Here is a 23,803-nt window from a genome sequence, read left to right as displayed (position 1 = left end):
TCAGCGCTCGCCGTCCGAGGTGTCCTTGGGGACCTTGCAGCAGTACTCCAGGTACAGGGCGGCGCAGACCAGCAGCACGCAGGTCAGCATCGATCCCCCGGCGACGAAGAAGTCGCGGCGGGGCACCTCCTGCCCCAGCAGCTCGACGGTGTGGAGGGCGAACCCGGCGAAGATCCCGCCGAAGACCGCCCCGCCGTACGCGGAGGCCTTGGCCAGCGCCACCAGCCGCGCCACGGCCAGGGGTTCGACGGGTTCGGTGCCGGGCCTGCGCTCGATCCTGGCCTTCGTCATCCACCCGCTGTAGAACTCGCCGACCGCCAGCAGCAGCACCGTCGGGATCGCCGTCCACGGAACGGCCTGCAGGTCCGAGTAGAACGGCCGCAGGAGCGACCAGGTCAGGACGGCGAGCACGACGAGGATCCCGACGAGGACTCCGGGACGGGTGGGCTTCACGCGGGCCCGCCCAGGGTCAGGTCGGTGCGCGGCCGTACCGAGGTCTGGTCCAGGCCGGCCAGCAGGTCGGCCACCCGCCGTCCGGACAGGACGGCGCCGGGGTCGGCCCGCACCCACGGGACCAGCACGAAGGCGCGCTCGTGCGCCCGGGGGTGGGGCAGGGTGAGGTCGGGGTCGTCCGTCACGACGTCCCCCACGGTGATCAGATCGACGTCCAGGGTGCGCGCTCCCCAGCGCTCCACCCGGACCCTGCCGAAGGCGTTCTCCACACTCTGAGCACGATCGAGCAGGCCTCTTGGTTCCAGCGTGCTCTCGGCGATCACCACCGCGTTGAGGTAGGCGCCCTGTTCCGGGCCGCCGACCGGGTCGGTCTCGTAGACCGGGGAGGCCGCGACGAAGGTGAGACCGGGCTCGGCGAAGAGCGCGTCGACCGCTCCTCGCAGGGTGGCGTGCCGGTCGCCCAGGTTGCTCCCGAGCGCCAGGACCACCCTCATGCCCGGCTCCGGGTGATCGCCACGATCACGTCGTCGAACGGCAGCGGGATCGGCGCGGACGGCTTGTGCACGCTCACCTCGGCCGCCAGGACGGGCTCGCGGGCCAGGCAGACGTCGGCCAGGCGCTGGGCCAGGGTCTCGATCAGGTCGACCGGTTCACCCTCCACGACCCGCACCAGGTCCTCGGCGAGCTCGCCGTAGTGGACGGTCCTGGAGAGGTCGTCGCCGGCCGCAGCGGGTGCCGTGTCGAGGAAGAGCGTCACGTCGACGACGAACTCCTGGCCGAGCTCGCGTTCCGCCGCCAGCACGCCGTGCCGCCCGCGGGCCCGCAGCCCCGTGACGCTGATCCGGTCGGCCGTCCGCCCGGCCCCGGCCGTCCCGTACGGCGTCTCCCACGCCTGATCGCGCGACGGACCGCGGAAGGGGCCGCCGGACGGGTCGCGGACGGGATCGCCGAACGGACCGCGGGAGGGGTCGTAGAGGGGGTCGCGCAGGGGGTCGCCGAACGGCCCGCGGCCCGGGCCGGCGGGCGGGCCGGGGAAGACGCCGTCGACCGGGTCGCCGATCAGCTCGCTGACCCCGTCGTGGATCCGCAGCGGCGCCGGATCGTGCGGCCCGGCATCGTACGGCCCGGCACCGGCCGCGTCACCGATCCCGCCGTCGCCGGTCCAGCCCTCATCCGTACCTCCGCCGCCGGTCCCGCCGTCACCGCCCGCCCGGGCGTCGTCACCGGTCCGGGGGGCGCTCCCCGCGTGCGGGGGGTCGCCGTCGCCGTGCCGTCCGCCGGTGCGCTCGCTCACGCGGTCTCCTCGTCCTCGTCCTCGTCGTCGCCCTGCAGCACGGGGGAGCCGTGGTGCAGCCAGAGCCGCCACCCCGCCGACGTGCGCACGTAGGTGTTGCTCGCCACCACCTTGCCCGCGGCGAAGCTGGAATCACCTTCGTCGCCCGCGGTGAGGATGTTCTCCTCGCAGGTGAGGACGGCGACGTCGCCGAGGACCATGACGCGGACGTCGGTCAGCACGAACTGGATGTAGGGCGTGTTGGCCATGATCAGCGCCCAGGAGCGCAGCACCTCCTGGCGGCCGTTCACGATCGGCCACCCGGGGTGCACGCAACTGATCTGCTCACCCTCGATGTCCTCGGCCCAGATCTCGGTCATCCGGTCCAGGTCGGCGTTCTCGATGGCGGTGTAGAACTCCTGGTTGACCGTCTCGACGGCGGTGGTGTCGACGCTCATGATCTCGCTCCCTGAACTGCGGCAGCCACACGGACGGCGTCCGCGTTCGGGCGGACATCGTGCACGCGTACACACCAGGCCCCCGCCCGCGCGGCGAGCGCGGTCACGGCGAGGGTGGCGTCGTCACTGTGGATGAAGGGGCGGGGCGTGCCGTCCGGGCCCGCCAGCAGGCGGCCCAGGAACCGCTTCCTCGACGCCCCGACGATGAGCGGGTACCCCAGCTCGGCGAGCCGGTCGATGCCCGCGATCAGGGCCCAGTTGTGCTCGGGGTTCTTGGAGAAGCCCAGCCCCGGGTCGAGCACGATCTGCCGCTCGCTCACCCCCTCGGCCAGCACGGAGGCGACCCGCTTGGCCAGCTCCTCGCGGACCTCGCCCACCACGTCGCCGTACACCGCCCGGCGGTCCATGGCGTGACTGTGCCCCCGCCAGTGCATCACCACGTACGGCACGCCCGAGGCCGCGACCACCCTGGGCATCTCGGGATCGGCCAGCCCGCCGCTGACGTCGTTGACCATCCCCGCCCCGGCCTCCACGGCCGTCTGGGCGACCTCGGCCCGCATCGTGTCGACGCTGACGGTGACGCCCTCGCGGCTCAGCCCCCGCACGACCGGCTCGACCCTGGCCAGCTCCTCCTCCAGGGGCACCCGCGCGGCGCCGGGCCTGGTGGACTCGCCGCCCACGTCGACGATGTCGGCGCCCTGCTCGACCAGCTCCAGGCCGTGGCGAACGGCCTCGTCGGGGTCGAACCACCGGCCGCCGTCGGAGAAGGAGTCGGGAGTCACGTTGACCACGCCCATCACGAGACACCGGCCCGCGTCCGGCAGCCCGGGCACACTCCACGTAGTCATGCGGACAAGCCTAGGCGTTGTCCGTGTCCCGCCTGTGTCGTGGGTCCGGCTTGCGCCATAACGAATCCGCACACCCGCCGTGGAACGCGCCACCACCGGACATCTCACCGTACGTCACCGGAGGGTCCCCGGCCCGGCCGGGAAACCCCGGCCGGGGAGAAGACCCGGCAGCGGATCCGGTGGCGGATCCGGCGCCGGTCTCAGCGGCGGATGATGAGGGCCATCGCCTCGGCGCGGGTCTTGTCGCTGCTGCGGAAGTCCCCGCGGACGGCCGAGGTGATCGTCTTGGCCCCGGGCTTGCGGACGCCCCGCATGGTCATGCAGAGGTGCTCGCACTCGATCACGACGATCACGCCGCGCGGCTGGAGCACGTTCATCAGCGCGTCGGCGATCTGCGACGTCATCCGCTCCTGCACCTGGGGGCGCCGGGCGTAGACGTCGACCAGGCGGGCCAGCTTGGACAGGCCGGTGACCTGCCCCTTGACGTTCGGGATGTAGCCGACGTGGGCGACGCCGTGGAACGGCACGAGGTGGTGCTCGCACGTCGAGTAGACCTCGATGTCGCGTACCAGCACCATCTCGTCGTGGTCGACGTCGAAGACCGTGGTCAGCACGTCCTCGGGCGTCTGGCCCAGCCCGGCGAACTGCTCGGCGTAGGCACGGGCCACCCGGGCCGGGGTCTGCTGGAGGCCGTCCCGGTCGGGGTCCTCACCGATGGCGATGAGGATCTCCCGGACGGCGTTCTCCAGGCGGACCGCGTCGACCTTGAGCGGCTGCACGCCTCCCATGATCAGTTCCCGTCCCTGGGCACCGAGTCGGGATGTCCCGCCCCGGCGGGAAGGGCCCCGTTGCCGCCGGCCCCGTTGCCGCCGGCCGCCTGCTCACCGGCCGGGAGCGAGCCGTTGCCGGACTGCTCCTTGCGGGTCAGGATCGGCGGGCGGTTGGAGGGCAGCCGCTTGCCGTAGCCGGAGTAGGAGGGACGCTTCTCCCTGACCACGATCGGCGCGAAGATCTGCAGCACCTGGTCGCGGGAGAGGGTCTCCTTCTCCATCAGCTCCAGCACCAGGTTGTCGAGCACGTCACGGTACTCGACGAGGATCTCCCAGGCCTGGTCGTGCCCGGACTCGATGAGGCGGCGGACCTCCTCGTCGATCGTGGAGGCGATCTTCTCGGAGTAGTCGCGCTCGTGGCCCATCTCGCGGCCGAGGAAGACCTCGCTGTTGCCGCTGCCGAACTTGCGGGCGCCGAGCTGCTCGCTCATGCCGTACTCGGTGACCATGCGGCGGGCGATGGTGGTGGCCTTCTCGATGTCGTTGGAGGCGCCGGTGGTGGGCTCGTGGAAGACGAGCTCCTCCGCCGTACGGCCGCCGAGCAGCATCGCGAGCTGGTCCAGCATCTCCGAGCGGGTCGCGAGGAACTTGTCCTCCATCGGCAGCGTCATCGTGTAGCCGAGGGCGCGTCCGCGGGACAGGATCGTGATCTTGTGGACCGGGTCGGAGTTGGGCAGCGCGTGCGCGACCAGGGCGTGACCGCCCTCGTGGTACGCGATGATCTTCTTTTCCTGGTCCGACATGAGGCGGGACTTGCGCTCGGGACCGGCCATCACGCGGTCGATGGACTCCTCGAGGAGCTCCATCGTGATCAGTTTCTGGTCGGCCCGCGCGGTGAGCAGCGCGGCCTCGTTGATCACGTTGGCCAGGTCGGCACCGGTGAACCCGGGCGTCCGGCGGGCGATGATGTCGAGGTCGACGCCCTCGGCGAACGGCTTGCCGCGCCCGTGCACCTTGAGGATGCCCTTGCGGCCCTCCAGGTCGGGGCGGTCGACGGTGACCTGCCGGTCGAAACGGCCCGGGCGCAGCAGCGCGGGGTCGAGGATGTCGGGCCGGTTGGTCGCGGCGATCAGGATCACGCCGCCCTTGACGTCGAAGCCGTCCATCTCGACGAGGAGCTGGTTCAGCGTCTGCTCGCGCTCGTCGTGCCCGCCGCCGAGACCGGCGCCACGGTGGCGGCCCACCGCGTCGATCTCGTCGATGAAGATGATGGCCGGGGCGTTCGCCTTGGCCTGCTCGAACAGGTCGCGGACCCGGGAGGCGCCGACACCGACGAACATCTCCACGAAGTCGGAACCGGAGATGGAGTAGAACGGCACCCCCGCCTCACCGGCGACGGCCCTGGCGAGCAGGGTCTTGCCGGTTCCGGGGGGACCGTAGAGCAGCACGCCCTTGGGGATCTTCGCGCCGATCGCCTGGAACTTGGCCGGGGCCTGGAGGAACTCCTTGATCTCCTGGAGCTCCTCGATGGCCTCGTCGGCGCCCGCGACGTCGGCGAAGGTGGTCTTGGGGGTGTCCTTGGTGATGAGCTTCGCCTTCGACTTCCCGAAGTTCATCACCCGGGAGCCGCCGCCCTGCATCTGGTTCATGACGAACAGGAAGATCAGCACGATGAAGACGATCGGCAGGAAGCTCACCAGCAGCCCGACGAGGAAGCTCTGCTGGGGCACCTCGACGTTGTAACCGCCGGGGAGCCGGTTGGCCTTGGCCGCCGCCTCGAGCTTCTGGGTGAGCTGGACGCCCTGACCGGCCACCCACATGGAGTAGTAGCGCTTCTTGTCGGTCAGCGTGACCTCGATGCGCTGGTCCTTGTCGATGACCTTGGCGTTGGAGACCTTGCCCCCGTCGATCCAGCTGATGATCTGGGAGGTGTCCCTCTTCTCGAAGTTGCCGTCCCCGCCGAGCATGGTGGAGGCGAGAAGAAGCACGACGACGATGCCCAGGATCCACAGCAGTGGCCCACGTGTAAATCGCTTGAGATCCATCCGATGCGGAACCCCGGCGGGCCCGTCCCTTCCTGACCAGAGCCTGGCAACCCCGGGCGAACCCGGGGTTCGCGGTATCCCTAACCGCTCCAACTGACTACCCCGGGGGCGGCCTCGGCCACCCCCTCGGTCGTCCGAAGGTACACCGGCGCGACGCGCGGGGTTACCCGCGCGGTCCACACCGGCTTTGCCCTACCAACGTACGTCAGGTAGGTCCGTGTTCCCCGCCGCTATGGGCAATGTCGCGTTTGTGAATGACACACTTCGCGCAGGGCGTACTTTTCAGCCCGCTCCGTACACGTGGGGGGCGAGGGTCCCGATGAACGGGAGGTTGCGGTAGCGCTCGGCGTAGTCGAGGCCGTAGCCGATGACGAACTCGCCGGGGATGTCGAAACCGATGTACTTCACGTCGATCGGCACCTTCACCGCCTCCGGCTTGCGCAGCGCCGCGCAGATCTCCACCGAGGCGGGATCGCGTGAGCGCAGGTTCTGCACCAGCCACGACAGGGTCAGGCCGGAGTCGATGATGTCCTCCACGACCAGCACGTGACGTCCGGCGATGTCGGTGTCGAGGTCCTTCAGCACCCGGACGACCCCCGACGACCTGGTGCCGGCCCCGTAGGACGACACGGCCATCCAGTCCATCTGCACGGGCAGGTGCAGGGCCCTGGCCAGGTCCGCCATGACCATGACCGCGCCCTTGAGCACCCCCACGAGCAGCAGGTCCTTGCCCGCGTAGTCCTCGTCGATCCGGCTCGCGAGCTCCTTGATCTTGGCCTGGAGCTCTTCCTCGGGAATCAGGACCTTTGCGAGATCCCTGCCAATGTCGGCTGCGTCCACCTGGGAATTTCCTTACGAAAAGGGGCTGTCTACCTGTCTGGCGAATATCAGGGTGTCATACCGCCGGACCACCGCCACCCCCCCGGGCACCTCTATACGCCGCTGACCCCTCCAGGCCGTCACGAGACGGTCGATCTGGAGCACGTGCGAGGCCGCGAGCGTGCCGGGCGGGGCCCCGGCGTCGATCACCGCCCGCCGCAGCACCCGGCGGCGCACCGCCGCCGGAAGGCCCTCCAGCCTCGGTACGGCCACCCGCACCGTGACGATATCGCTAAGAGCGCAATCCACCGTGTCCGAGCGGTCGTGAGGGGGTGGACGGTCGCGGGTGGCCGAGCGGTCGTAGACCTCGTCCGCCCAGGCGTCGAGCGCGTCGGCGTCGTCCCGGCACAGGGCGGCGGTCCTGGCGAGCGCCTCGGCCATCCCCGGGCCGAGCTCGTCCTCCAGGGCGGGCAGCAGCCGCCTCCTGACCCGGACGCGGGTGAAGCGGGCGTCGAGGTTGTGCGGGTCCTGCCACGGGGTCAGGCCGAGCGCCGCGCAGGCCGCCACGGTCGTGGCGCGGCCGATCCCCAGCAGCGGCCGGCGGTAGAGGCCCGCCCGGGCGGGCATGCCGGCCAGCGAGCGGGTGCCGCTCCCCCTGGCCAGGCCGAGCAGCACGGTCTCGGCCTGGTCGTCCCTGGTGTGCGCGAGCAGCACGGCCTCGGCGCCGAGCCGCTCCGCCGCCCGCGACAGGGCCGCGTACCGCGCCTGCCGGGCCGCGGCCTCCGGGCCTCCTTCGGTGCCCACCGAGACCGGCAATGCCTCGGCGAGGTCCAGCCCCAGGGCGGGCGCGAGGGCGACCACGTCGTCCGCGCGCTCGCCGGAACCCGGTTGCAGGCCGTGGTCGACGGTCAGCAGGCCGGCGCGGAGCCCGGCGCGCGGCGCGACGAACCCCAGCGCGGCGGCCAGGGCCAGGGAGTCGGCGCCGCCGCTGCACGCGGCCAGCACCGACCGGCCCGGCTCCAGGTCGCCCAGCGCGAGCCGTACGGCACGGCGGACGTCGGCGACGGCGGGATGCGGACCCATGACCGCCATTGTCCGGCCTCCGCCCGGCCTCCGGCGACAGCACGGGACGGGTCAGGTCACACCGTCACCGCGGAGCGGGCCCCGCGTCCCCGGCGAGGCGGCGGAGCGAGGCCGGGCAGGGCGCGGTGCGCGACACCACGACGGGACGGAGCGGACCGGCGGCCGGCCGGCCGGCCGCCGGTCACTCAGCCGACGGTGCCGCTGGACTCCGGGATGGCCGGGGTGTCGACGACCCGGGAGATCCAGCGCTCCGGGGCGGCGATCTCGGCCTGGGTCGGAAGGGTATCCGGCGAGGTCCACACCTTGTTGAAACCGTCGATGCCCACCCGGCCCACGACCGTGCGGACGAAGGCCGAGCCCTCGGCGTACTGCTTCATCTTGAGGTCGAGGCCGAGCAGCCTGCGGACCGTGCGGTCCAGGCGGGAGCCGCCCTCGCGGCGGTGGTGGAACTTGGAGCGGATGTCGGCGACCGAGGGCACCACCGAGGGGCCGACCGCGTCCATCACGTAGTCGCCGTGCCCCTCGACCAACGTCATCACCGCGGTGAGCCGGTCGAGGATCACCTTCTGCTCGGGCGTCTGGATGGCGTCGATCAGGTTGCCCTCGCCGCCCCTGACCACGTCGGTGAACGTGCCCGCGGCCGAGCGGAGCCGCTCCAGCAGGACGGGCAGGTCGATGTCGGAGGCCAGCAGGAAGTCGGTCGTCTGCGACCGGACGTACTCGCGCAGCCAGGGGACACCGGTGAACTGCACCCGGTGGGTCTCCTCGTGCAGGCAGACCCAGAGCCGGAAGTCACGCGGGTTCACGTTGAGCTCCTGCTCGGCGTGAACGATGTTCGGCGCGACCAGGGTGAGCCGGCCGGTGGGCGCCTGGCCGGTCGGGTCCGGCGGCAGGAACAGCTCGTACTGCCCCAGAACCCGGGAGGCCAGGAAGGCGAGCACCGCGCCCACCTCGACGCCGGTGACGCGCGAGCCCACCGCGCTCACGATGGCGGGCGTCTGGTCCCTGCGGGCGGCCATCCGCTCGGTGAACGGCTCCAGCACCACCCGGAAGCCCTCGACGTTGGCCTTGATCCAGCCGGGCCGGTCCACGATCGTGGCGGTCTGCGGCGCGGTCTCGGTGTCGATCCGGGTGAACTCGCGGACGTGCCCCTCGGCCTCGCGCGAGAGCCGTCGAAGATCGGCGACGGCCTGGCGGGCCTCCTCTCGGCTCACTTGCGGCCCGGGGCGCACCAGGCGCGTTCCGGTCGCTACGGCAAGGTCCCAATCGATCACCTGCATACCGTCCACCGTACGTGCTCACTCGTCCGGCCGCGCACCCGGAACCCGTGATCAGCCGGAGGCGACCGTCGCGGCGAGCCGGTCCAGGGCCGCCTCCGCCTTGCCCCAGCCGGGTGGGACGTCGTCGGCCATGAACGCGAAGGTCACCAGGCGTCCGGCCCGCGTGACGGTCATCCCGGCCAGGGTGTTGACCCCGTTCAGGGTGCCCGTCTTGGCGCGGATCAGCCCGTAGGCGGAGCGCAGCCGGTCGAAGCGGTGTCCCAGGGTTCCGCTGAAGCCGGAGATCGGCATGCCGCCGGTGATCGCGTGCAGGCCGGGGTTGCCCGGGGCCGTCGCCACCGCGACCAGGCGGGCCAGCGCCTCGGGGGTGATGCGGTTCCGCGGCGAGAGCCCGCTGCCGTCGAAGACCCTCACCCCCCGGTCCGCGCCGAGCCTGGCCAGCACCGCGCCCACGGCCGCGGCGCCGCCGTCGAAGGAGGCGGGCTTACCCTCCTTGATCGCCACGTGCCGGGCCAGCGCCTCCGACAGGTCGTTGTCGCTGAGCGTGAGAGCCCGCTCGACCAGGGCATAGACCGGGGCGGAGTCGACGCGGGCGAGCTCCTGTGCGCCCGCCGGGGCCCGGGACCGCCTGGCCGAGGAGGAGACCTTCACCCCGTACCTCGACAGCAGCGACACGAACGCGGTGTGGGTCGCGCGGGAGGGGTCGGGGACCCGGCCGCCGTCGCCGGGGGAGACCCTGCCCTCGTCGAGCATGAGCGCCGTGACCGGGGCGACGCTGCCCTCGGGCACGTACCCGGGCTTCCACGTCGCGGCGGTGCGCGGCCCGCTGTAGAGGAAGTCGTCGTAGGCCACCGTCACCCTGGCCGTCCCGGCCGCCTTGAGCGCCCTGGCGGTACGCGAGGCGAGCGTGGCGAGCGCGGCGGGCCGGGGGTAGACCTGGCGGGCCGCCGCCCGGGGGCTCGCCAGCGTGGGGTCGCCGCCGCCGACGAGGACGATCGTGCCGGGCGAGGAGCCCCGCACCACGCGGGTGCTCAGCCGGGCGTCGGCGCCCAGGGAGGCGAGCGCGGCGACCGAGGTGACCACCTTGGTGGTGGAGGCGGGGGTGAGGCCCTCGGCGGCGCCGCTGCCGAACAGCACGGTGCCGGTCTCCGCGTCGAGGACCGCGGCGCCGACGCTGTCGCCCAGCGCCGGGTCCCCCAACGCCTTGGTCAGCCGCTCCGCCAAAGTACCCTTGGCAGGGAGAGGCCCGTTCCCCCCCGCGGCCAGCACCGGACCCGCGGTGATGACCGGGACGGGGGGCGGCTTCGCCGACGCCACCTGCTCGGGTACCCCCCGGACCAGCGCATCACCGGTGAGCAGGTACGCGCCGGCCGCGACGACGAAAATCTGCAGCAGGACGAGAGTGGCCACGGCCACCCACCGATCACGCCGCATCACGCCGCCGACCTCTCATCGTCACAACTATCAGGCATAAAACGCTTACGAGACATTAACGCCCAACCGGGGGTGCCCGGAGGGTTGAGTGGAGGAACCGCGGTGGAGTTCGACGTTCTCGTTGAGATTCCCAAGGGGCAACGGAACAAGTACGAGGTGGACCACGAGTCGGGCCGCATCAGGCTCGACCGCATGCTGTTCACCTCCACGCAGTACCCCGCCGACTACGGCTTCATCGAGGACACCCTCGGCGAGGACGGCGACCCGCTCGACGCCCTGGTGCTCCTGCAGGAACCGACCTTCCCCGGCTGTCTGATCAAGTGCCGCGCGGTCGGCATGTTCCGGATGACCGACGAGAAGGGCGGCGACGACAAGGTCCTGTGCGTCCCCGCCACCGACCCCCGGATGGAGCACATCCGCGACATCCACCACGTACCGGAGTTCGACCGGCTGGAGATCCAGCACTTCTTCGAGGTCTACAAGGACCTGGAGCCCGGCAAGTCCGTCGAGGGCGCCAACTGGGTCGGCAGGGTGGAGGCCGAGGAGGAGATCGTGCGCTCCATCCAGCGGGCCAAGGACGACGTCCTCGGCGCGCACTAGATCGTTCCCGGGCCGGGTGCGGGCACCCGGCCCGGTGCGGCAGCGGCACATCGGGCGGGACGTCAGGCGGGACGGGTCGCGCCGACCAGGTCGCTGCGCCACATCGGCGCGACCCGGACCACGTCGCCCGTCTGCGGGGCGTGCACCATCAGTCCCTGGCCGATGTAGATCCCGACGTGGTGGATGTCCCCGGGGTCGCGGGTGATCTGGCCGTAGAAGAGCAGGTCGCCCCGGCGGAGCTCGCTGATCGGGACGTGCGGCCCCGAGGTCCACTGGGTGCCGGTCCAGTGGTCGATGGCGACCCCGACCCGCTCCCAGGCCCGCATCGTCAGCCCCGAGCAGTCGTAGGCGGCCGGTCCCGCCGCCGCCCACACGTACGGCTTGTCGAGCTGGGTGAGCGCCCAGTCGGCGGCGATGTCGCCCCTGACCGACCCCTCCGCCACGTCCCGCGCCCAGTGGGAGGCGGGCTGTCCCGCCGCCACCCGCGCCCGCGCCGCCTCGCGGCGGAGCGCCGCCTGCTGGAACCGGGCACGCTCGGCGTTCTCCCTGGCGATCCTGGCCCGCTCCAGGGCCGCGGCGCGTTCCCTGGCGAGCAGGTCGGCGGCACCGCGCGCCTCGTCGGCCTGCCTCTCCAGCAGCGCCCGCTCCCGCTCGATCCGCCGGGTCTCCTCGACCTGCTCGGCCACGGCCTCCTCGGCGGCCCGTTTGGCCTCCTCGGCCGCGGCCGCGGCCTCCCGCTGCCGGGCGTAGGCGTCCCCGGCCTGTTCCCTCAGGATGGCGAAGACCTCCAGGGCCTCGCGCAGCTGTCTCAGCCTCTCGGCCTGGCCGCCGCCCATGTGGGCCAGGATGCTGGCCCGGCGCAGGTAGCCGTCGTCGGAGGTGCCGCCCCCGCCCATCATGGTCATCAGCGGATCGCTCGGGTCGAGACCGCCGTAGTTCTGGGCGGTGATCGCGGCCACCGTCCGGCGGGCCTCGTCGACCTCGGAGCCGGCGATCCGGGACTGCTCGGCCGACCGTTCGGCGAGCTCCCGCGCGCGGGCCGTCCTGACGAGCTCCCCGTTGTAGGCCTCGACGAGGCGCTCCGCGTGGATCGTCAGCCCCTCCAGCCTGGCCTGCGCCTCGGCGACCAGGGCCGTGGCGGTGCCGAGGCGCTCAGCGCGCTCACGGGCCCTGGCCCGCGCCTCGGCGACCTCCGTGGCCGACGGGCCCCGTACGCTGCCGGGCGCGCCGTCGTCGGGCGGGGAGAGGAGGCCGGGCACGGCACCGGCGGGAAGCCCGGGCCCGGCGATCAGGCAGCAGGCCAGGCCCGCCACCGCGGCGACATGGCGGCGCCGTCCGATTGAACCCATGCTTCTCCCCCCGGAGTCCCCCTGTGTGCCGCGCATGACGCGGAGCGCCGTACGGCGCGGCGCCACGTGACACGGTGCCGTGTGGCGCGGTGCCACATGACGCGGTGCCGTGTGGCGCGGTGCCACATGACACGGTGCCGTGTGGCGCGGTGCCACATGACGCGGTGCCGCATGGTTGCGGTGCCGCGTGACGCGGTGCCGCCCCCAGAGCGGCGCGTACCGCCCCCAGGCGGCATCTCTCACCATTCCCGCCGATCACTCCGCGCACACCTGCCGCTCACACCCCGTGACGACCGTCCGTCACCCTACTCCCGCGGGCGAGGTCCCCGGCACCTCGCGGACGGGTCAGCCGGACGCGGGCACTCTCCCCCGCGAGGCCCGCCGAACAAAGGGCTCTCCCGTCCACGGGCCCCGCCGATCACCTGTTCCGTTGCCCGTCGGCCCGCGGCGCCTCGCCCAGAGGACCGTCGTGCACCGGCTCCTCGGCTCCCACCGGCCCGGGCAGGTGCCGTCCCCGGTCCGCGCCGGTGGGGGTGGGCGGCCCGGCGTTCTCCCGCCGCCCGGAACCGGTGTCCGGCGAGTCCGCCGCCTCCGGCCGGGGCCGGTGGCCGCCGGACGCGGGCCGGGAGCCGTCGTGCGGGCGATCCGGGCCAGGACGCCACCGCCGGGTGCCGTCCGCGGGAGACGTCCGCGATGGAGACGTCCGCGATGGAGACGTCCGTGATGGAGACGTGCGTGCGGGAGACGTGCGTTCCGCCCGGGAGGAACCCGGCCCCCTCCCGGGGGCGTCGGAGCGGCCGGCAGGCGTGGCGGCGGGAGCGCAGAGGCGGGGCGGCCGGTGCCCCTGGTGGCGGCGGTGCGGCAGGCGGCCGGCGTGGCGGCCGTCCGGCGTGCCGGTCCCCGAGGACGGCGGCACGGGCGGGGGGTGCGGGAGACGCGGGGAGGGGGGCTCCACGGAAGGCGGCCGGAGCGGGCCTCCCGGCCGGTCGGCCGGGCCGTCGCCGGGTGGGCGGGAGGTCTCGCCCGGACCGTCCGGCGGAGGCTCGGCCGGGTTCCTCGGGCCACGCTCCGACGGCGCCTCCATCGGGTCCTCGCCCCTTTCCCCGGCCCGGTCCTCGGCCCCTTCCCCGGTCGCCTCCCCGGCCCGATCCTCGATTCTCTCCCCGGCCCGGTCCCCGGTTCTCTCCCCGGTCGCCTCCCCGGTCCGGTCGTGGTCCGGAGGTCGCGGACCGTCTCCCGGTCCGGCCCCGGTGTCATCGCGCGAACGCGCCGACCCGAGCGAACCGACCAGCTCGACGGCCACTCCCCCGCCGGCACGGTCCGGCGTCAGGGCCGTCCCCTGTCGCCCCGGCTCCCACGGCCGGTGTCCGGACGGAGGCTCCACCACCGCCGGGGACCCGCCCGAGGCGACGCCGGAGCGGATGCCCGCCGGATCGGCCACGGCCTGGACGACGACCAGGGCGATCGCGGCCGCCGCGGCGATCGCCACCGCCGCTCCGGCCGCCACCCGGGAACCGCGACGGCCTCGGGGAGACCGGACCTCGGGGAACCCGGCGCCGTCCAGGGGAGCGGCCCGCTGGGCGACCTCGCGCCGGTAGGGGACGCGGCCGGGGTCGCTGAAGCAGTCCATCACCCGCGTGCGCAGCGCGGGCGGCAGCGGGGCCACCGGGAGCAGGTCGAAGACCTTGGCCGCCGAGACCTGCCTGACCCGGTGCGGGGCGCAGGTGTCGCACCGGTTCACATGGCGGATCACCCGCTCCCGGGCCTCGGGGGTGAGCTCGCCGCCGAAACCGGCCGGCAGACGGGCCCTGCCCGCGCAGTCGTAGGGCCCCTTGCGGACGAGGACCTCGGCGGTGACGACGTCGCGCAGGCGCTCCCTGGCCGACTCGTACAGCGCGCCGGCGGCCTTGGCGCTCACCCCCAGGACCGCGCCCAGGTCGAGGGGGCCGAAGCCGTGCCGGCAGCTCAGGTCGAGGACCTCCCTGTCGCCGGGGGACAGGCTGCGCGTGGCGTTCCAGGCCATCACCCGCAGGTCGGCGTCGCCGCCGGTGATCTCGGGGGCGGGCACGGGCGTCTCGGGGGCCCCGGCGGGGACACGCCGCAGGCACTCCCGCCGGGCGAGCGCGTACAGCCACGCCTCCAGCCGCCGGGGGTCGGTCAGGGCGTGGACATGGGCCTCGGCGGCGACGAGGGTGTCGAGGAACGCCGCCTGCGCGTCCTCGGAGGTCGCGAGCACCGAACGGCAGTAGCGGTAGACGCCCTCGGCGTAGGCGTCGTAGAGGGCGACGAGAGCCCCGGGCTCCCTCGCACGCAGGGTTTCGACCAGGACGCTGTCAATCATGTCACTGACGGTAAAGGATTCGTCACACCACGTTCCAGTGGTTCGCCGACAATGACGAGAACTGTCTTTGCCGGGTCAATCGAATCGGTAAAAAAAGGCGCTCCAGAATTGCGCCATAAATATATGAATGGCTATTTGACCGGATTGTTCATCTCGATCGCGGACCTCCGCAGGAACGTCCGCGAACCAGCGAGAACGACCGTGGACCTCGGAAGGAACGGCCGTGGACCAGCGGGAACAGCCGCGGGTTTCCGGAGGAACAGTCACGAACCGGCAGGAACGGCCGTGGATCACGGAAAATCCATGGATTTCCGGAGGAGCGATCGCGAACCGGCAGGAACGGCCGCGGGCATCCGGGAAAAGCCGTGCATCTCCGAGGAACGGCGGCGGATCACCGGGACAGACCGTGCACCTCCGGGGGAACGGCACCGGATCAGCGGAGAGCGGAGGCGGTCAGGGGCCCATCACCCCGGCGAGGGGCGTCTGCCTGCCGCGATCCTTGGCGAACGGGGGCATCTTCGGCTTGACCGTGTTCAACGGCAGCGCACCGCCCATGGCGAGCTGCTCGAAGGGACGGCTGCTCGATCCCCAGGCCCGCGCGGTCACGTCGGCCGAGGCGATGTCACGCGGGTCCTCGACGCTCTTGATCTGCAGGACGAACCGGCGCCTCTCACCCGCCTGGACGTTGTCCACGAAGGTGCTCCCGCCGCCCAGCAGCTTCCCCCGTTTGTCGCGCAGCAGCGCGGTGACGGCCAGGCTGCGGGCCGGTGTCACGTACGGGGTGCCGACATAGCCGGTGACCAGGTAGTCGCCGTCGGTCGTGCGGTCGGTCAGCACGTCGTACACCGGGAAGGGCTGGAAGGCCGAGACGATCCGGCCCGCCTGGTGCCAGCGGGCCGGGCGGTAGGTGATGTTCACCGTGACGGGCCTGTCCTGGGTCACCACCTGGCCGGTGAAGGGAAGGGTCCCCGCGGGCGGCACCGCGTCCAGCGGCTGGTCCAGCCGGACGACCTCCTTGCCCTGGGAGTCCCCGGCGACGACGGTGGCCACGACGTGCTCGCCGAAGTGCCACGGGTTGGTGTTGGCGAGGACCCCGGCCCAGTTCACCACGTACCCGTCGTCGCCCTTCACGATGGACGAGGCCTGCTCCCTGACCGCGAGCGGCTGGAGCGGCGTGTCCGGCGCCTTCTCCTCGCCGCCGCAGCCGGAGCCCGCGGCGAGCAGCGACAGGGCCAGGACTGCGACGATTCGGGTGCTGTGCTTCACCTAGCCGTGATAACCGGCACGGCTCCCCCACCCACCCCGACACGCCGACGGCGGCCCGACTCTTTACCTCTGCCGGACCACCCTGGTCTCGTCCCAGACCGGTTCTGAGGATTCGTAGACCTTCCCGTCGGAACCGAAGACCAGGTACCGGTCGAAGTCATCGGCGAACCAGCGGTCGTGGGTGACCGCGACCACGGTCCCGTCGAAGGCGTCCAGACCCTCCTGCAGGGCCTCGGCGCTGGCCAGGTCGAGGTTGTCGGTGGGCTCGTCCAGCAGCAGCAGCGTGGTGCCCGACAGCTCCAGCAGCAGGATCTGCAGCCGCGCCTGCTGCCCTCCGGAGAGGGTCTCGAAGCGCTGCTCGGCGATGCTCCCGGCCAGCTCGTAGCGGGACAGGATCTTCATCGCCTCGTTCTTGAGCCGGGCGTGCTCGGTCATCACGATCTCGCACGGCGTGCGGCGCAGGAGCTCGGGACGGGCGTGCGTCTGGGCGAAATGCCCCGGCACGACCCGGGAGCCGAGCCTGGCCACCCCGCTGTGCCGGACCTCCTCACCGGCGATCAGGCGCAGGAAGTGCGACTTGCCCGAGCCGTTGGATCCCAGCACCGCCACCCGCTCGCCGTACCAGATCTCCAGGTCGAACGGCTTCATCAGGCCGGTCAGCTCCAGGCCCTCGCAGATCACGGCCCGCTTTGCGGTACGGCCGCCCTTGAGCCGCATGCTGATGAACTGCTCCTTGGGCGCGGCCTCGGGCGGCCCGGCCTCCTCGAACCGGCGCAGCCGGGTCTGGGCCGAGTGGTAGGCGGCGGCCATGGTGTCCATGTACTTGGCCTTCTGCTTGAGCATCAGGACCAGCCGTTTGATCTTGGCGTGCTCCTCGTCCCAGCGCTTCTTCAGCTCGTCGAGACGCTCGTTGCGCTCCCGGCGCGCCTGCGCGTACGAGCGGAAGCCGCCGCCGTGGACCCAGACGTTGCCGGACTCGACGGTGATGATCCGGTCGGCGGCCTCGGCCAGGAGCTGGCGGTCGTGGCTGACCAGCAGCACGGTCTTGGGGGTCTCGCGCAGCGCCTGCTCCAGCCAGAGCTTGCCCGGCACGTCCAGGTAGTTGTCGGGCTCGTCGAGCAGCAGCGTCTGGTCGGGGCCGCGCAGCAGCGCCTCCAGCACCAGCCGCTTCTGCTCGCCGCCCGACAGGGTGTTGACCTCGCGGTACTTGCAGTCGTCGTAGGGGATGCCGAGCGCGGCCATCGTGCAGGTGTCCCAGAGCACCTCGATGTCGTAGCCGCCCGCGTCGGTGTAGTCGATGATGGCCTGCGCGTAGCGCATCTGCGCCTTCTCGTCCTCGCGCTCCATCATCACCAGCTCGGCCGCCTCCAGGCTCGCGGCCGCCTCCCGTACGCGCGTCGGGGCCACGCTGACCAGCAGGTCGTGCACGGTCCGGCCGTCGCGGATGCTGCCGATGAACTGCCGCATGACCCCCAGGCCGCCCGAGCCGGCGACGCTGCCGTCGACCGGTTTCAGGTCGCCCGCGATCAACCGCATCAGCGTGGTCTTGCCCGCCCCGTTGGGTCCGACGAGCGCCGCCTTGACCCCCTCGCCGACCCGGAAGGAGATGTCCTCCAGCAGCGGCCGCCCGTCCGGCAGAACATATGTCAGATGGCCGACCTCAACGTGTCCCACGGCGCTTCCCTCTTTCCAAGTCCCCGCGCAGGCTACATGCCGGTTTCAGGTCCGGCATCCCAATTCCAGCCGGTACGGCCCGGCGATCCGGTCGTCATGCCCACGGCGAGCAGATCGCCCCGGCGCCCGTGAGCCGGTGAACTCCTCCCGGCCCCGCCACCGGTCCGTCGCCGCCATACGACGCAAAATTCACAAACCATCCTTTTTGTTAACATAAATAATTAAATCGCCCAAAGCGCTTTATTTATATTTTTATCAGAAAAAGATAGCCATCTGAAGCCGTTATCGGTACTGCACTTTTAATTACGGCAAACCCGATACCAGAGCAAGATCGTACGTTTATTCAGTAGTCCGAAAATAGTTGAAATGGGGTATTTGTTTCGTCAGTGGCGCTGATTACTCTCCCGATCATGGGTTCTCAACGGGAGGAACACCTTTGTCACTGAAACTGCGTCGCATCATGTCGGCGATCGCCGCGGGGGGACTCGTCGTCCTGGCGATGGCGAGTCCGGCGGCCGCGTTCGCGCCGCCGTACATCAACGAACCCACCGGTCCGTACCCACTGCCGGTGGACGCCTCCGTGCCCAAGCGTGGCTGCACCACGACGCTGTCCGACCCCAAGAACGCGAGCGGGAGCACCCCGGCCATCCAGGTGATCTACGCCTGGCACGACGGCGGCGGGAACAACTACGAGACCCACGTCGAGCAGATCGCCAAGCTGGTCGACCGGATGGACCTGGAGCTGGACGACTCCACCAACTACGACCAGCACCTGAAGCTGAGCTGCCGCACCGGCTACGACACCAGCACCTACGCCGGTTACGCCCGCGCGCTGGTGATACCGGAGAAGATCGAGGCCGGCGTGATCGGCGGCGAGACCCCGTACTACACGGTCCCCGATGATCTCGGCGCGGCGGGATACGACAACGCCAACCGCAAGTACGTGGTGTTCGAGGACTTCAACGGGACGGCGACCGCCTGGTGCTCGACGACGTGCGCGGCGACCGCCGACGAATGGTCCAGCGCCACCCTGCTGCACGAACTGATCCACCTCGGCGCGGACGGTTTCTACGTGGACCATCCCAAGGTCACCGAGGCCGTCGACCACCTCAGCTATCCCGACGTCATGTCCAGCCAGGTCTACGACTGGCAACTGGACCACGACTTCAACAACTACTACGACCCGAGCGAGACCACGGCGACCTTCTACACCGGCAACGAGGCCACCGACACCCGCAAGGTGAACGTCGCGGCCTGGCCTTACCTCACCACCCCCACCTGCTGCGACATCGGCTACAGCAACGACCTGCTGACCGCGCAGGAACGCACCGTCGAGGCCGACGCGCCGTACGCCACCCCGACCGGGTTCGGCGTCTCGGGCGGCGGCTGGATCCAGGTGACCCCGCCCGGCCCGACGTCACAGATCTCGGCCAAGCACTACGACGGCCGCCGGTCGCTCACCATGAACGTGCAGTCGCACGCCGAGGGCGTCGTGTCGGTCACCCGCAAACCCGCGGTGACCGCCGGCCAGGCCTACAAGTTCTTCGCCAAGATGACCACCGCCACCTCCGGCAACGTGAAACTGCGCCTGTCGTGGTACAACGCGTCCAACACTCTGATCTCCACCAGTGACGGTCCGACCACCGCGCTGACCGGCACCTGGACGGAATACCGGCACAGGGCGACCGCCCCGGCCGGAGCGGCCTCCGTCCAGATCTCGGTGGTCAGCCCCGCAGGCCAGACCTTCGCCTACCGGCTCGACGCCCTCCAGCTCAACCACTGCAACAACGGCAAGACCACCGACGGCTGCCGCCTGGACACCTGGCAGTGACCCTCAGGTGACGAACCGACCCAGCGCCTCCCGGCGGTGACCCGGTACACCGGAGCCCGCCGGGAGGGCTGCGTCGCCCCTTGTCGCGACCGACGAGCTTTCTCCGTCACCCGGTTCTCAGCCGCCATCCCTCGATGAGCCCGTACCGAGGCGCACCCGCGAGAGGTGCGGTCCGGCCGGGGCCCCGCTGCCGCCGGTGGCGTGGACCCCTCTCCTGCCTGACCGGGAAAAGAGGCCGTGAGCAGCGGGAACGCGGCGTTTGGCGAGGTCCGTGGGCGGGTGGGGGGAGGGAAACCCGATGGGAAATCGTCGGGGGCCGGTGATAGAAAGCAGGTCCGACCCCCATTCTCGACCCGTCCGGGAGCCAAGCCGTGGCCAGCAGCAGCTCGGAGTTCTCCGTCTCCGGCCTCCCGTACGACAGGCGGGGGCCGGTGCGGTGGATCTGGTCCCACGTCCGGCGCCATCCGCTCCAGCTCGTCGGGTTCCTCGGTTCCTCCCTGGTCATGGTCGTGCTCAACGCCCTGGTCCCCGGCCTCACCGGCACCGCCTTCGACACCGTGCTGAAGGGCGGCGGGGGTGGCGTGGACGCCGGGGCGGCCGCGCGGGCGCTGGGCCTGATCTCGCTGACCCTGCTGGCGATCGTGCTGGCCAGGGGCGCCTTCGACGTCGTCGCGCGCCTGTCCGGCGAGATCCTGGCCAAGCGCCTGGAGCGCGACGCCCGCGACGAGCTCTACGTCAGCCTGCTCGGCAAGAGCCAGACCTTCCACAACAGGCAGCGGGTCGGCGACCTGATGGCGCGGGCGGCCAACGACATCCGGCAGCTCTCCACCATGATCAATCCGGGTGTCGACCTGATCGTCGACTCCGGCCTGACCGGCCTGGTGCCGCTGTTCTTCATCGCCGCCATCGATCCGCGCCTGCTGCTGGCGCCCGGCGTCTTCGCGGTCGTCTTCGTCATCGCGCTCCGGCACTACATGGGGCGGCTCAACCCGGTGGCGACCCGCATGCGGGAGGAGTTCGGCGATCTCAACGCCGGGCTGAACGAGGCCGTACGCGGCATCGAGGTCATCAAGGTCACCGCGCAGGAGGACCAGGAGCGGCGCAGGTTCCGGACCCGCGCCCGGCGCTACCGCGACTCCTTCGCGGCAGGCGGCCTGGTCCAGGCCCGCTACCTGCCGAACCTGCTCTTCGCCTTCGCGATGGCCGGGGCGCTCTGGCACGGCCTGCACCTGCAGTCCTCGGGCGCCCTCACGATCGGCGAGCTGGTCGCCTTCATGGGACTGATGGGCATGCTGGGCTTCCCGACCTCGATCTCGATCTTCAGCTTCTCGCTGGTGCAGATCGGCATCGTGTCCTCCCGCCGGATCCTCGGCATCATGAACACCGAGACCGAGCTCGGGCAGCGCTCCGACGGTCACGCCGCGCCGATCGGCGGGTCGATCGTCTTCGAGAACGTGACGTTCGGCTACGAGGACGGCGATCCGGTGCTGCGCGACGTGACGTTCGCCGTGCGGCCGGGCGAGACCGTGGCGATCGTCGGCGAGACCGGCTCGGGCAAGAGCACGCTGGCGAAGCTGGTGCCCCGGATCTACGACGCCACCGCCGGCCGGATCCTGGTGGACGGCGTGGACGTACGCGAGTGGGAGCTGGACTCGCTGCGTTCCCAGATCTCCACCATCGAGCAGGACATCGTGCTGTTCTCCCGGTCGGTGGCCGAGAACATCGCCTTCGGGCTGGGCCAGCGGGCGGACCGGGAGGCCGTCGTCCACGCGGCCGAGGAGGCGCAGGCCGCCGAGTTCATCGGCGAGCTCGACGACGGCTACGACACGGTCATCGGGGAGCGCGGCATCACCCTCTCCGGCGGCCAGCGCCAGCGCCTGGCCATCGCGCGGGCCCTGCTGACGAATCCGGCGATCCTCGTGCTCGACGACTCGACGAGCGCGATCGACTCCGCCACGGAGGACAGGATCCAGCAGGCCATCGACCGCGTCCAGGAGGGGCGCACCACGCTCCTGATCACGCATCGCCTCTCCCAGATCCGCTGGGCGGACAAGGTCCTGCTGCTGCGCCGGGGCGAGCTGGTCGACTTCGGCACGCACGACGAGCTGCTCGCCCGGAGCCGTCTCTACCGGCGGATCTTCGCCCACTACGACGAGGTGGACCTGCCGGGCACCACGACCGCGGAGCCCGGGAGATCCGGGGAGTTCGGAAGGCCGGACGGGCCCGCCCCGTCCGATCAGGACGGGCCCGGCGGGTCCCCCGGGCCGGCCGTGCCGGCCGTGGTCCTCGCGAGCGAGCAGGGAGGGAACGCCTGATGGGCTTCATCATGGACGGCCTCGACGCCGAGGACTACGACCGCACCTACAGCGACCGCGAGCTCTTCCACCGGATCCTGTCCTACTTCCGGCCGAAGCTGGGCGCGATGGTCCTGGTCGCGGTCATGGTCGTGTTGTTCTCGCTGACCCAGGCGGCCATGCCGCTGCTGATCAGCGAGGGCGTGGACGGCATCGAGAGCGGCACGATCGCCGACGTCGGCCTGCGGCTCAGCGCGGGCCTGCTGCTCGCCGGGGTGCTCGGCTGGCTGTTCAACTTCGTCCGCCAGTGGTACAGCGCGAAGGTCACCGGCGACGTCGTGCTGCGCCTGCGCGAGGACGCGTTCGACGCCGTCCTGAAGCGTGACCTGTCGTTCTACGACGAGACCCCCTCGGGCAGGATCGTCAGCCGGGTCACCTCCGACACCGACGACTTCGCCACCGTCGTCACCCTCACGATGGACCTGATCAGCCAGGTGCTGATGGTGGGCTTCGTCGCGATCCTGCTCTTCGTGCGCAGCGTCGAGCTCGCCCTGCTGACCCTCATCGTGGTGCCCGTCGTGGTCGGTGTCGCCCTGCTGTTCCGGCGGATCGCCCGCACCAGCACCCGCAGGGCACAACGCTCGCTGAGCCGCGTGAACGCCACCCTGCAGGAGACCATGGGCGGGATCACCGTCGCCAAGAACTTCCGCCAGGAGCAGCGGGTCTACGACGAGTTCCGCCCCATCAACGAGCAGAGCTACCAGGTGACGCTCCGGCAGGGTTTCGTCTTCTCCAGCATCTTCCCCGTGCTCTTCCTCGTCGCCGGGCTGGCCACGGTCGCGCTCGTCCAGCTGGGCGGCACCCGGGCGCTCGGCGGAGGCCTGACCGCCGGCGACTGGTACCTCTTCCTGCAGAGTGTCGCGCTCTTCTGGCTTCCGCTCACCTCCATCGCCGCGTTCTGGTCCCAGTTCCAGCAGGGCCTGTCCGCCTCCGAGCGGGTCTTCGCCCTGATCGACGCGCCGCCCCGGGTCGTGCAGACCGACGCGCTGCCGGTCGGCAGGATCGCGGGCCGTATCGAGTTCCGCGGGGTCACGTTCGGCTACGAGGCCGACAGCACCGTCCTGCGGGACTTCGACCTCGTCATCGAGGCGGGGGAGAGCGTCGCGCTGGTCGGCCACACCGGTGCGGGCAAGTCCACGCTCAGCAAGCTGATCACCCGGTTCTACGAGTTCCAGGAGGGCCTGCTGACGATCGACGGACGTGACGTCCGCACGCTGGACCTCGCCGGGTACCGGCGGCAGATCGGCGCGGTCCCGCAGGCGCCGTTCCTGTTCAGCGGGACCGTCGCCGACAACATCCGCTACCCGAGGCCGGGGGCGAGCGACGACGAGGTGCTGGCCGCCGCCACGGCGGTCGGCGGCGGTGACTGGATCGACGCGCTCGCCGACGGCCTGCGGACCGACGTCGGCGAGTACGGCCGCGCCCTGTCCATGGGGCAGCGCCAGCTCGTCGCGCTGGCCCGCCTGCTCGTCCAGGATCCGGCGATCGTGGTCCTGGACGAGGCCACCGCCAGCGTCGACCCGCTGACCGAGGCCCAGATCCAGGAAGGGCTGGACCGGGTGCTGGCCGACCGTACCTCCATCGTCATCGCCCATCGGCTGTCCACGATCGAGCACGTGGACCGGATCATCGTGCTGGATCACGGCCGGATCGTCGAGGAGGGCGACCACGCCACGCTGCTGGCCGGGGGAGGGCCCTACTGCCAGGTCTACAACACCTACTTCCGGCACCAGTCCCCCGACTACCGCCCCGGCTCCGGGTTCGTCTCCGTCGCGGGCTCCGCGTGACCGTGACCGGTGCCGTGTGAACACCACCGGCTCCGCCTGACCGTGGCCGGTCGCGCGTGAACGCCACCGGCCACACGTAACAGTGACCGACCACGCGTGACCGTTGCCGGCTGTGCGGACCGTCACCGGTTACGCGTG

General features: G+C 71.4%; 19 protein-coding genes. 4 read left to right on the top strand and 15 right to left on the bottom strand.

The genetic code is table 11. From position 1 onward, the window contains the following. The 11 genes from ACLQ2R_RS29055 to dacB all read right to left on the bottom strand — a co-directional run bounded on the left by ACLQ2R_RS29055 (position 1) and on the right by dacB (position 10,439). Complete coding sequence (locus ACLQ2R_RS29055; protein WP_425964007.1) at positions 1 to 453, bottom strand: DUF3180 domain-containing protein; 453 nt, start codon at positions 451 to 453, stop codon at positions 1 to 3. Beyond that, positions 450 to 947: a 2-amino-4-hydroxy-6-hydroxymethyldihydropteridine diphosphokinase gene (folK, locus tag ACLQ2R_RS29050; RefSeq protein WP_425964005.1), complete on the bottom strand. Its 498-nt coding sequence runs from the start codon at positions 945 to 947 to the stop codon at positions 450 to 452. The genes ACLQ2R_RS29055 and folK overlap by 4 nt, the downstream gene beginning before the upstream one ends. Further along, positions 944 to 1,294, bottom strand: coding sequence for a dihydroneopterin aldolase (folB, locus tag ACLQ2R_RS29045; RefSeq protein ID WP_425964272.1), 351 nt, complete (start codon positions 1,292 to 1,294; stop codon positions 944 to 946). The genes folK and folB overlap by 4 nt, the downstream gene beginning before the upstream one ends. 449 nt (positions 1,295 to 1,743) lie before the next feature. Then, a complete protein-coding gene (locus tag ACLQ2R_RS29040) occupies positions 1,744 to 2,184 on the bottom strand; it encodes a nuclear transport factor 2 family protein (RefSeq protein ID WP_386239489.1) in 441 nt (146 codons plus the stop codon). After that, complete coding sequence (folP, locus tag ACLQ2R_RS29035) at positions 2,181 to 3,032, bottom strand: dihydropteroate synthase (RefSeq protein ID WP_425964003.1); 852 nt, start codon at positions 3,030 to 3,032, stop codon at positions 2,181 to 2,183. The genes ACLQ2R_RS29040 and folP overlap by 4 nt, the downstream gene beginning before the upstream one ends. A 200-nt stretch (positions 3,033 to 3,232) precedes the next feature. Beyond that, positions 3,233 to 3,820, bottom strand: coding sequence for a GTP cyclohydrolase I FolE (gene folE, locus ACLQ2R_RS29030; protein ID WP_425964002.1), 588 nt, complete (start codon positions 3,818 to 3,820; stop codon positions 3,233 to 3,235). Between the two features lie 2 nt (positions 3,821 to 3,822). Continuing rightward, on the bottom strand, positions 3,823 to 5,847 hold the full coding sequence (gene ftsH, locus ACLQ2R_RS29025) for an ATP-dependent zinc metalloprotease FtsH (RefSeq protein ID WP_425964001.1): 2,025 nt from the start codon (positions 5,845 to 5,847) through the stop codon (positions 3,823 to 3,825). Positions 5,848 to 6,129: 282 nt separating this feature from the next. Continuing rightward, positions 6,130 to 6,687 carry a hypoxanthine phosphoribosyltransferase gene (gene hpt / locus ACLQ2R_RS29020; protein WP_386239485.1) on the bottom strand — a complete coding sequence of 186 codons (558 nt, stop codon included), beginning with the start codon at positions 6,685 to 6,687 and terminating at the stop codon, positions 6,130 to 6,132. A 12-nt stretch (positions 6,688 to 6,699) separates the two neighbouring features. Then, positions 6,700 to 7,758 carry a tRNA lysidine(34) synthetase TilS gene (gene tilS / locus ACLQ2R_RS29015; RefSeq protein ID WP_425964000.1) on the bottom strand — a complete coding sequence of 353 codons (1,059 nt, stop codon included), beginning with the start codon at positions 7,756 to 7,758 and terminating at the stop codon, positions 6,700 to 6,702. 176 nt (positions 7,759 to 7,934) lie between these two features. Beyond that, complete coding sequence (locus ACLQ2R_RS29010) at positions 7,935 to 9,029, bottom strand: zinc-dependent metalloprotease (protein WP_425963999.1); 1,095 nt, start codon at positions 9,027 to 9,029, stop codon at positions 7,935 to 7,937. Positions 9,030 to 9,080: 51 nt separating this feature from the next. Further along, a complete protein-coding gene (dacB, locus tag ACLQ2R_RS29005) occupies positions 9,081 to 10,439 on the bottom strand; it encodes a D-alanyl-D-alanine carboxypeptidase/D-alanyl-D-alanine endopeptidase (protein ID WP_425963997.1) in 1,359 nt (452 codons plus the stop codon). Between the two features lie 126 nt (positions 10,440 to 10,565). Here dacB and ACLQ2R_RS29000 point away from each other — a divergent pair, with 126 nt between their 5' ends. After that, positions 10,566 to 11,063, top strand: coding sequence for an inorganic diphosphatase (locus tag ACLQ2R_RS29000; RefSeq protein ID WP_425963996.1), 498 nt, complete (start codon positions 10,566 to 10,568; stop codon positions 11,061 to 11,063). A 62-nt stretch (positions 11,064 to 11,125) separates the two neighbouring features. On the opposite strand, the gene ACLQ2R_RS28995 is transcribed toward ACLQ2R_RS29000, so the two are convergent. The 4 genes from ACLQ2R_RS28995 to ACLQ2R_RS28980 all read right to left on the bottom strand — a co-directional run bounded on the left by ACLQ2R_RS28995 (position 11,126) and on the right by ACLQ2R_RS28980 (position 17,693). Continuing rightward, positions 11,126 to 12,412, bottom strand: a complete 1,287-nt coding sequence (locus ACLQ2R_RS28995; protein ID WP_425963995.1) for a C40 family peptidase — start codon at positions 12,410 to 12,412, stop codon at positions 11,126 to 11,128. 418 nt (positions 12,413 to 12,830) lie between these two features. Further along, positions 12,831 to 14,753 (bottom strand): sigma factor, encoded by a 1,923-nt coding sequence (locus ACLQ2R_RS28990; RefSeq protein WP_425963993.1) that lies wholly within the window; start codon positions 14,751 to 14,753, stop codon positions 12,831 to 12,833. Between the two features lie 453 nt (positions 14,754 to 15,206). Continuing rightward, positions 15,207 to 16,019: a hypothetical protein gene (locus ACLQ2R_RS28985; protein ID WP_425963992.1), complete on the bottom strand. Its 813-nt coding sequence runs from the start codon at positions 16,017 to 16,019 to the stop codon at positions 15,207 to 15,209. Positions 16,020 to 16,082: 63 nt separating this feature from the next. Beyond that, positions 16,083 to 17,693, bottom strand: a complete 1,611-nt coding sequence (locus tag ACLQ2R_RS28980) for an ABC-F family ATP-binding cassette domain-containing protein (RefSeq protein WP_425963991.1) — start codon at positions 17,691 to 17,693, stop codon at positions 16,083 to 16,085. A 436-nt stretch (positions 17,694 to 18,129) separates the two neighbouring features. On the opposite strand from ACLQ2R_RS28980, the gene ACLQ2R_RS28975 reads away from it, so the two are divergent. From ACLQ2R_RS28975 to ACLQ2R_RS28965, 3 genes are all read left to right on the top strand, one after another. Next, positions 18,130 to 19,524 (top strand): hypothetical protein, encoded by a 1,395-nt coding sequence (locus ACLQ2R_RS28975; protein ID WP_425963990.1) that lies wholly within the window; start codon positions 18,130 to 18,132, stop codon positions 19,522 to 19,524. A 371-nt stretch (positions 19,525 to 19,895) separates the two neighbouring features. Further along, positions 19,896 to 21,839 carry an ABC transporter ATP-binding protein gene (locus tag ACLQ2R_RS28970; protein ID WP_425963989.1) on the top strand — a complete coding sequence of 648 codons (1,944 nt, stop codon included), beginning with the start codon at positions 19,896 to 19,898 and terminating at the stop codon, positions 21,837 to 21,839. Further along, entirely contained in the window at positions 21,839 to 23,665 is a 1,827-nt protein-coding gene (locus ACLQ2R_RS28965) for an ABC transporter ATP-binding protein (protein WP_425963988.1), read from the top strand. Before ACLQ2R_RS28970 ends, ACLQ2R_RS28965 begins: the two co-directional genes overlap by 1 nt. The last annotated feature ends 138 nt before the right edge of the window (positions 23,666 to 23,803 follow it).

This window comes from Streptosporangium sp. DT93 (assembly GCF_049844535.1).
Lineage (GTDB): Bacteria > Actinomycetota > Actinomycetes > Streptosporangiales > Streptosporangiaceae > Streptosporangium.
This window is presented reverse-complemented; position numbering and strand designations above follow the sequence as displayed.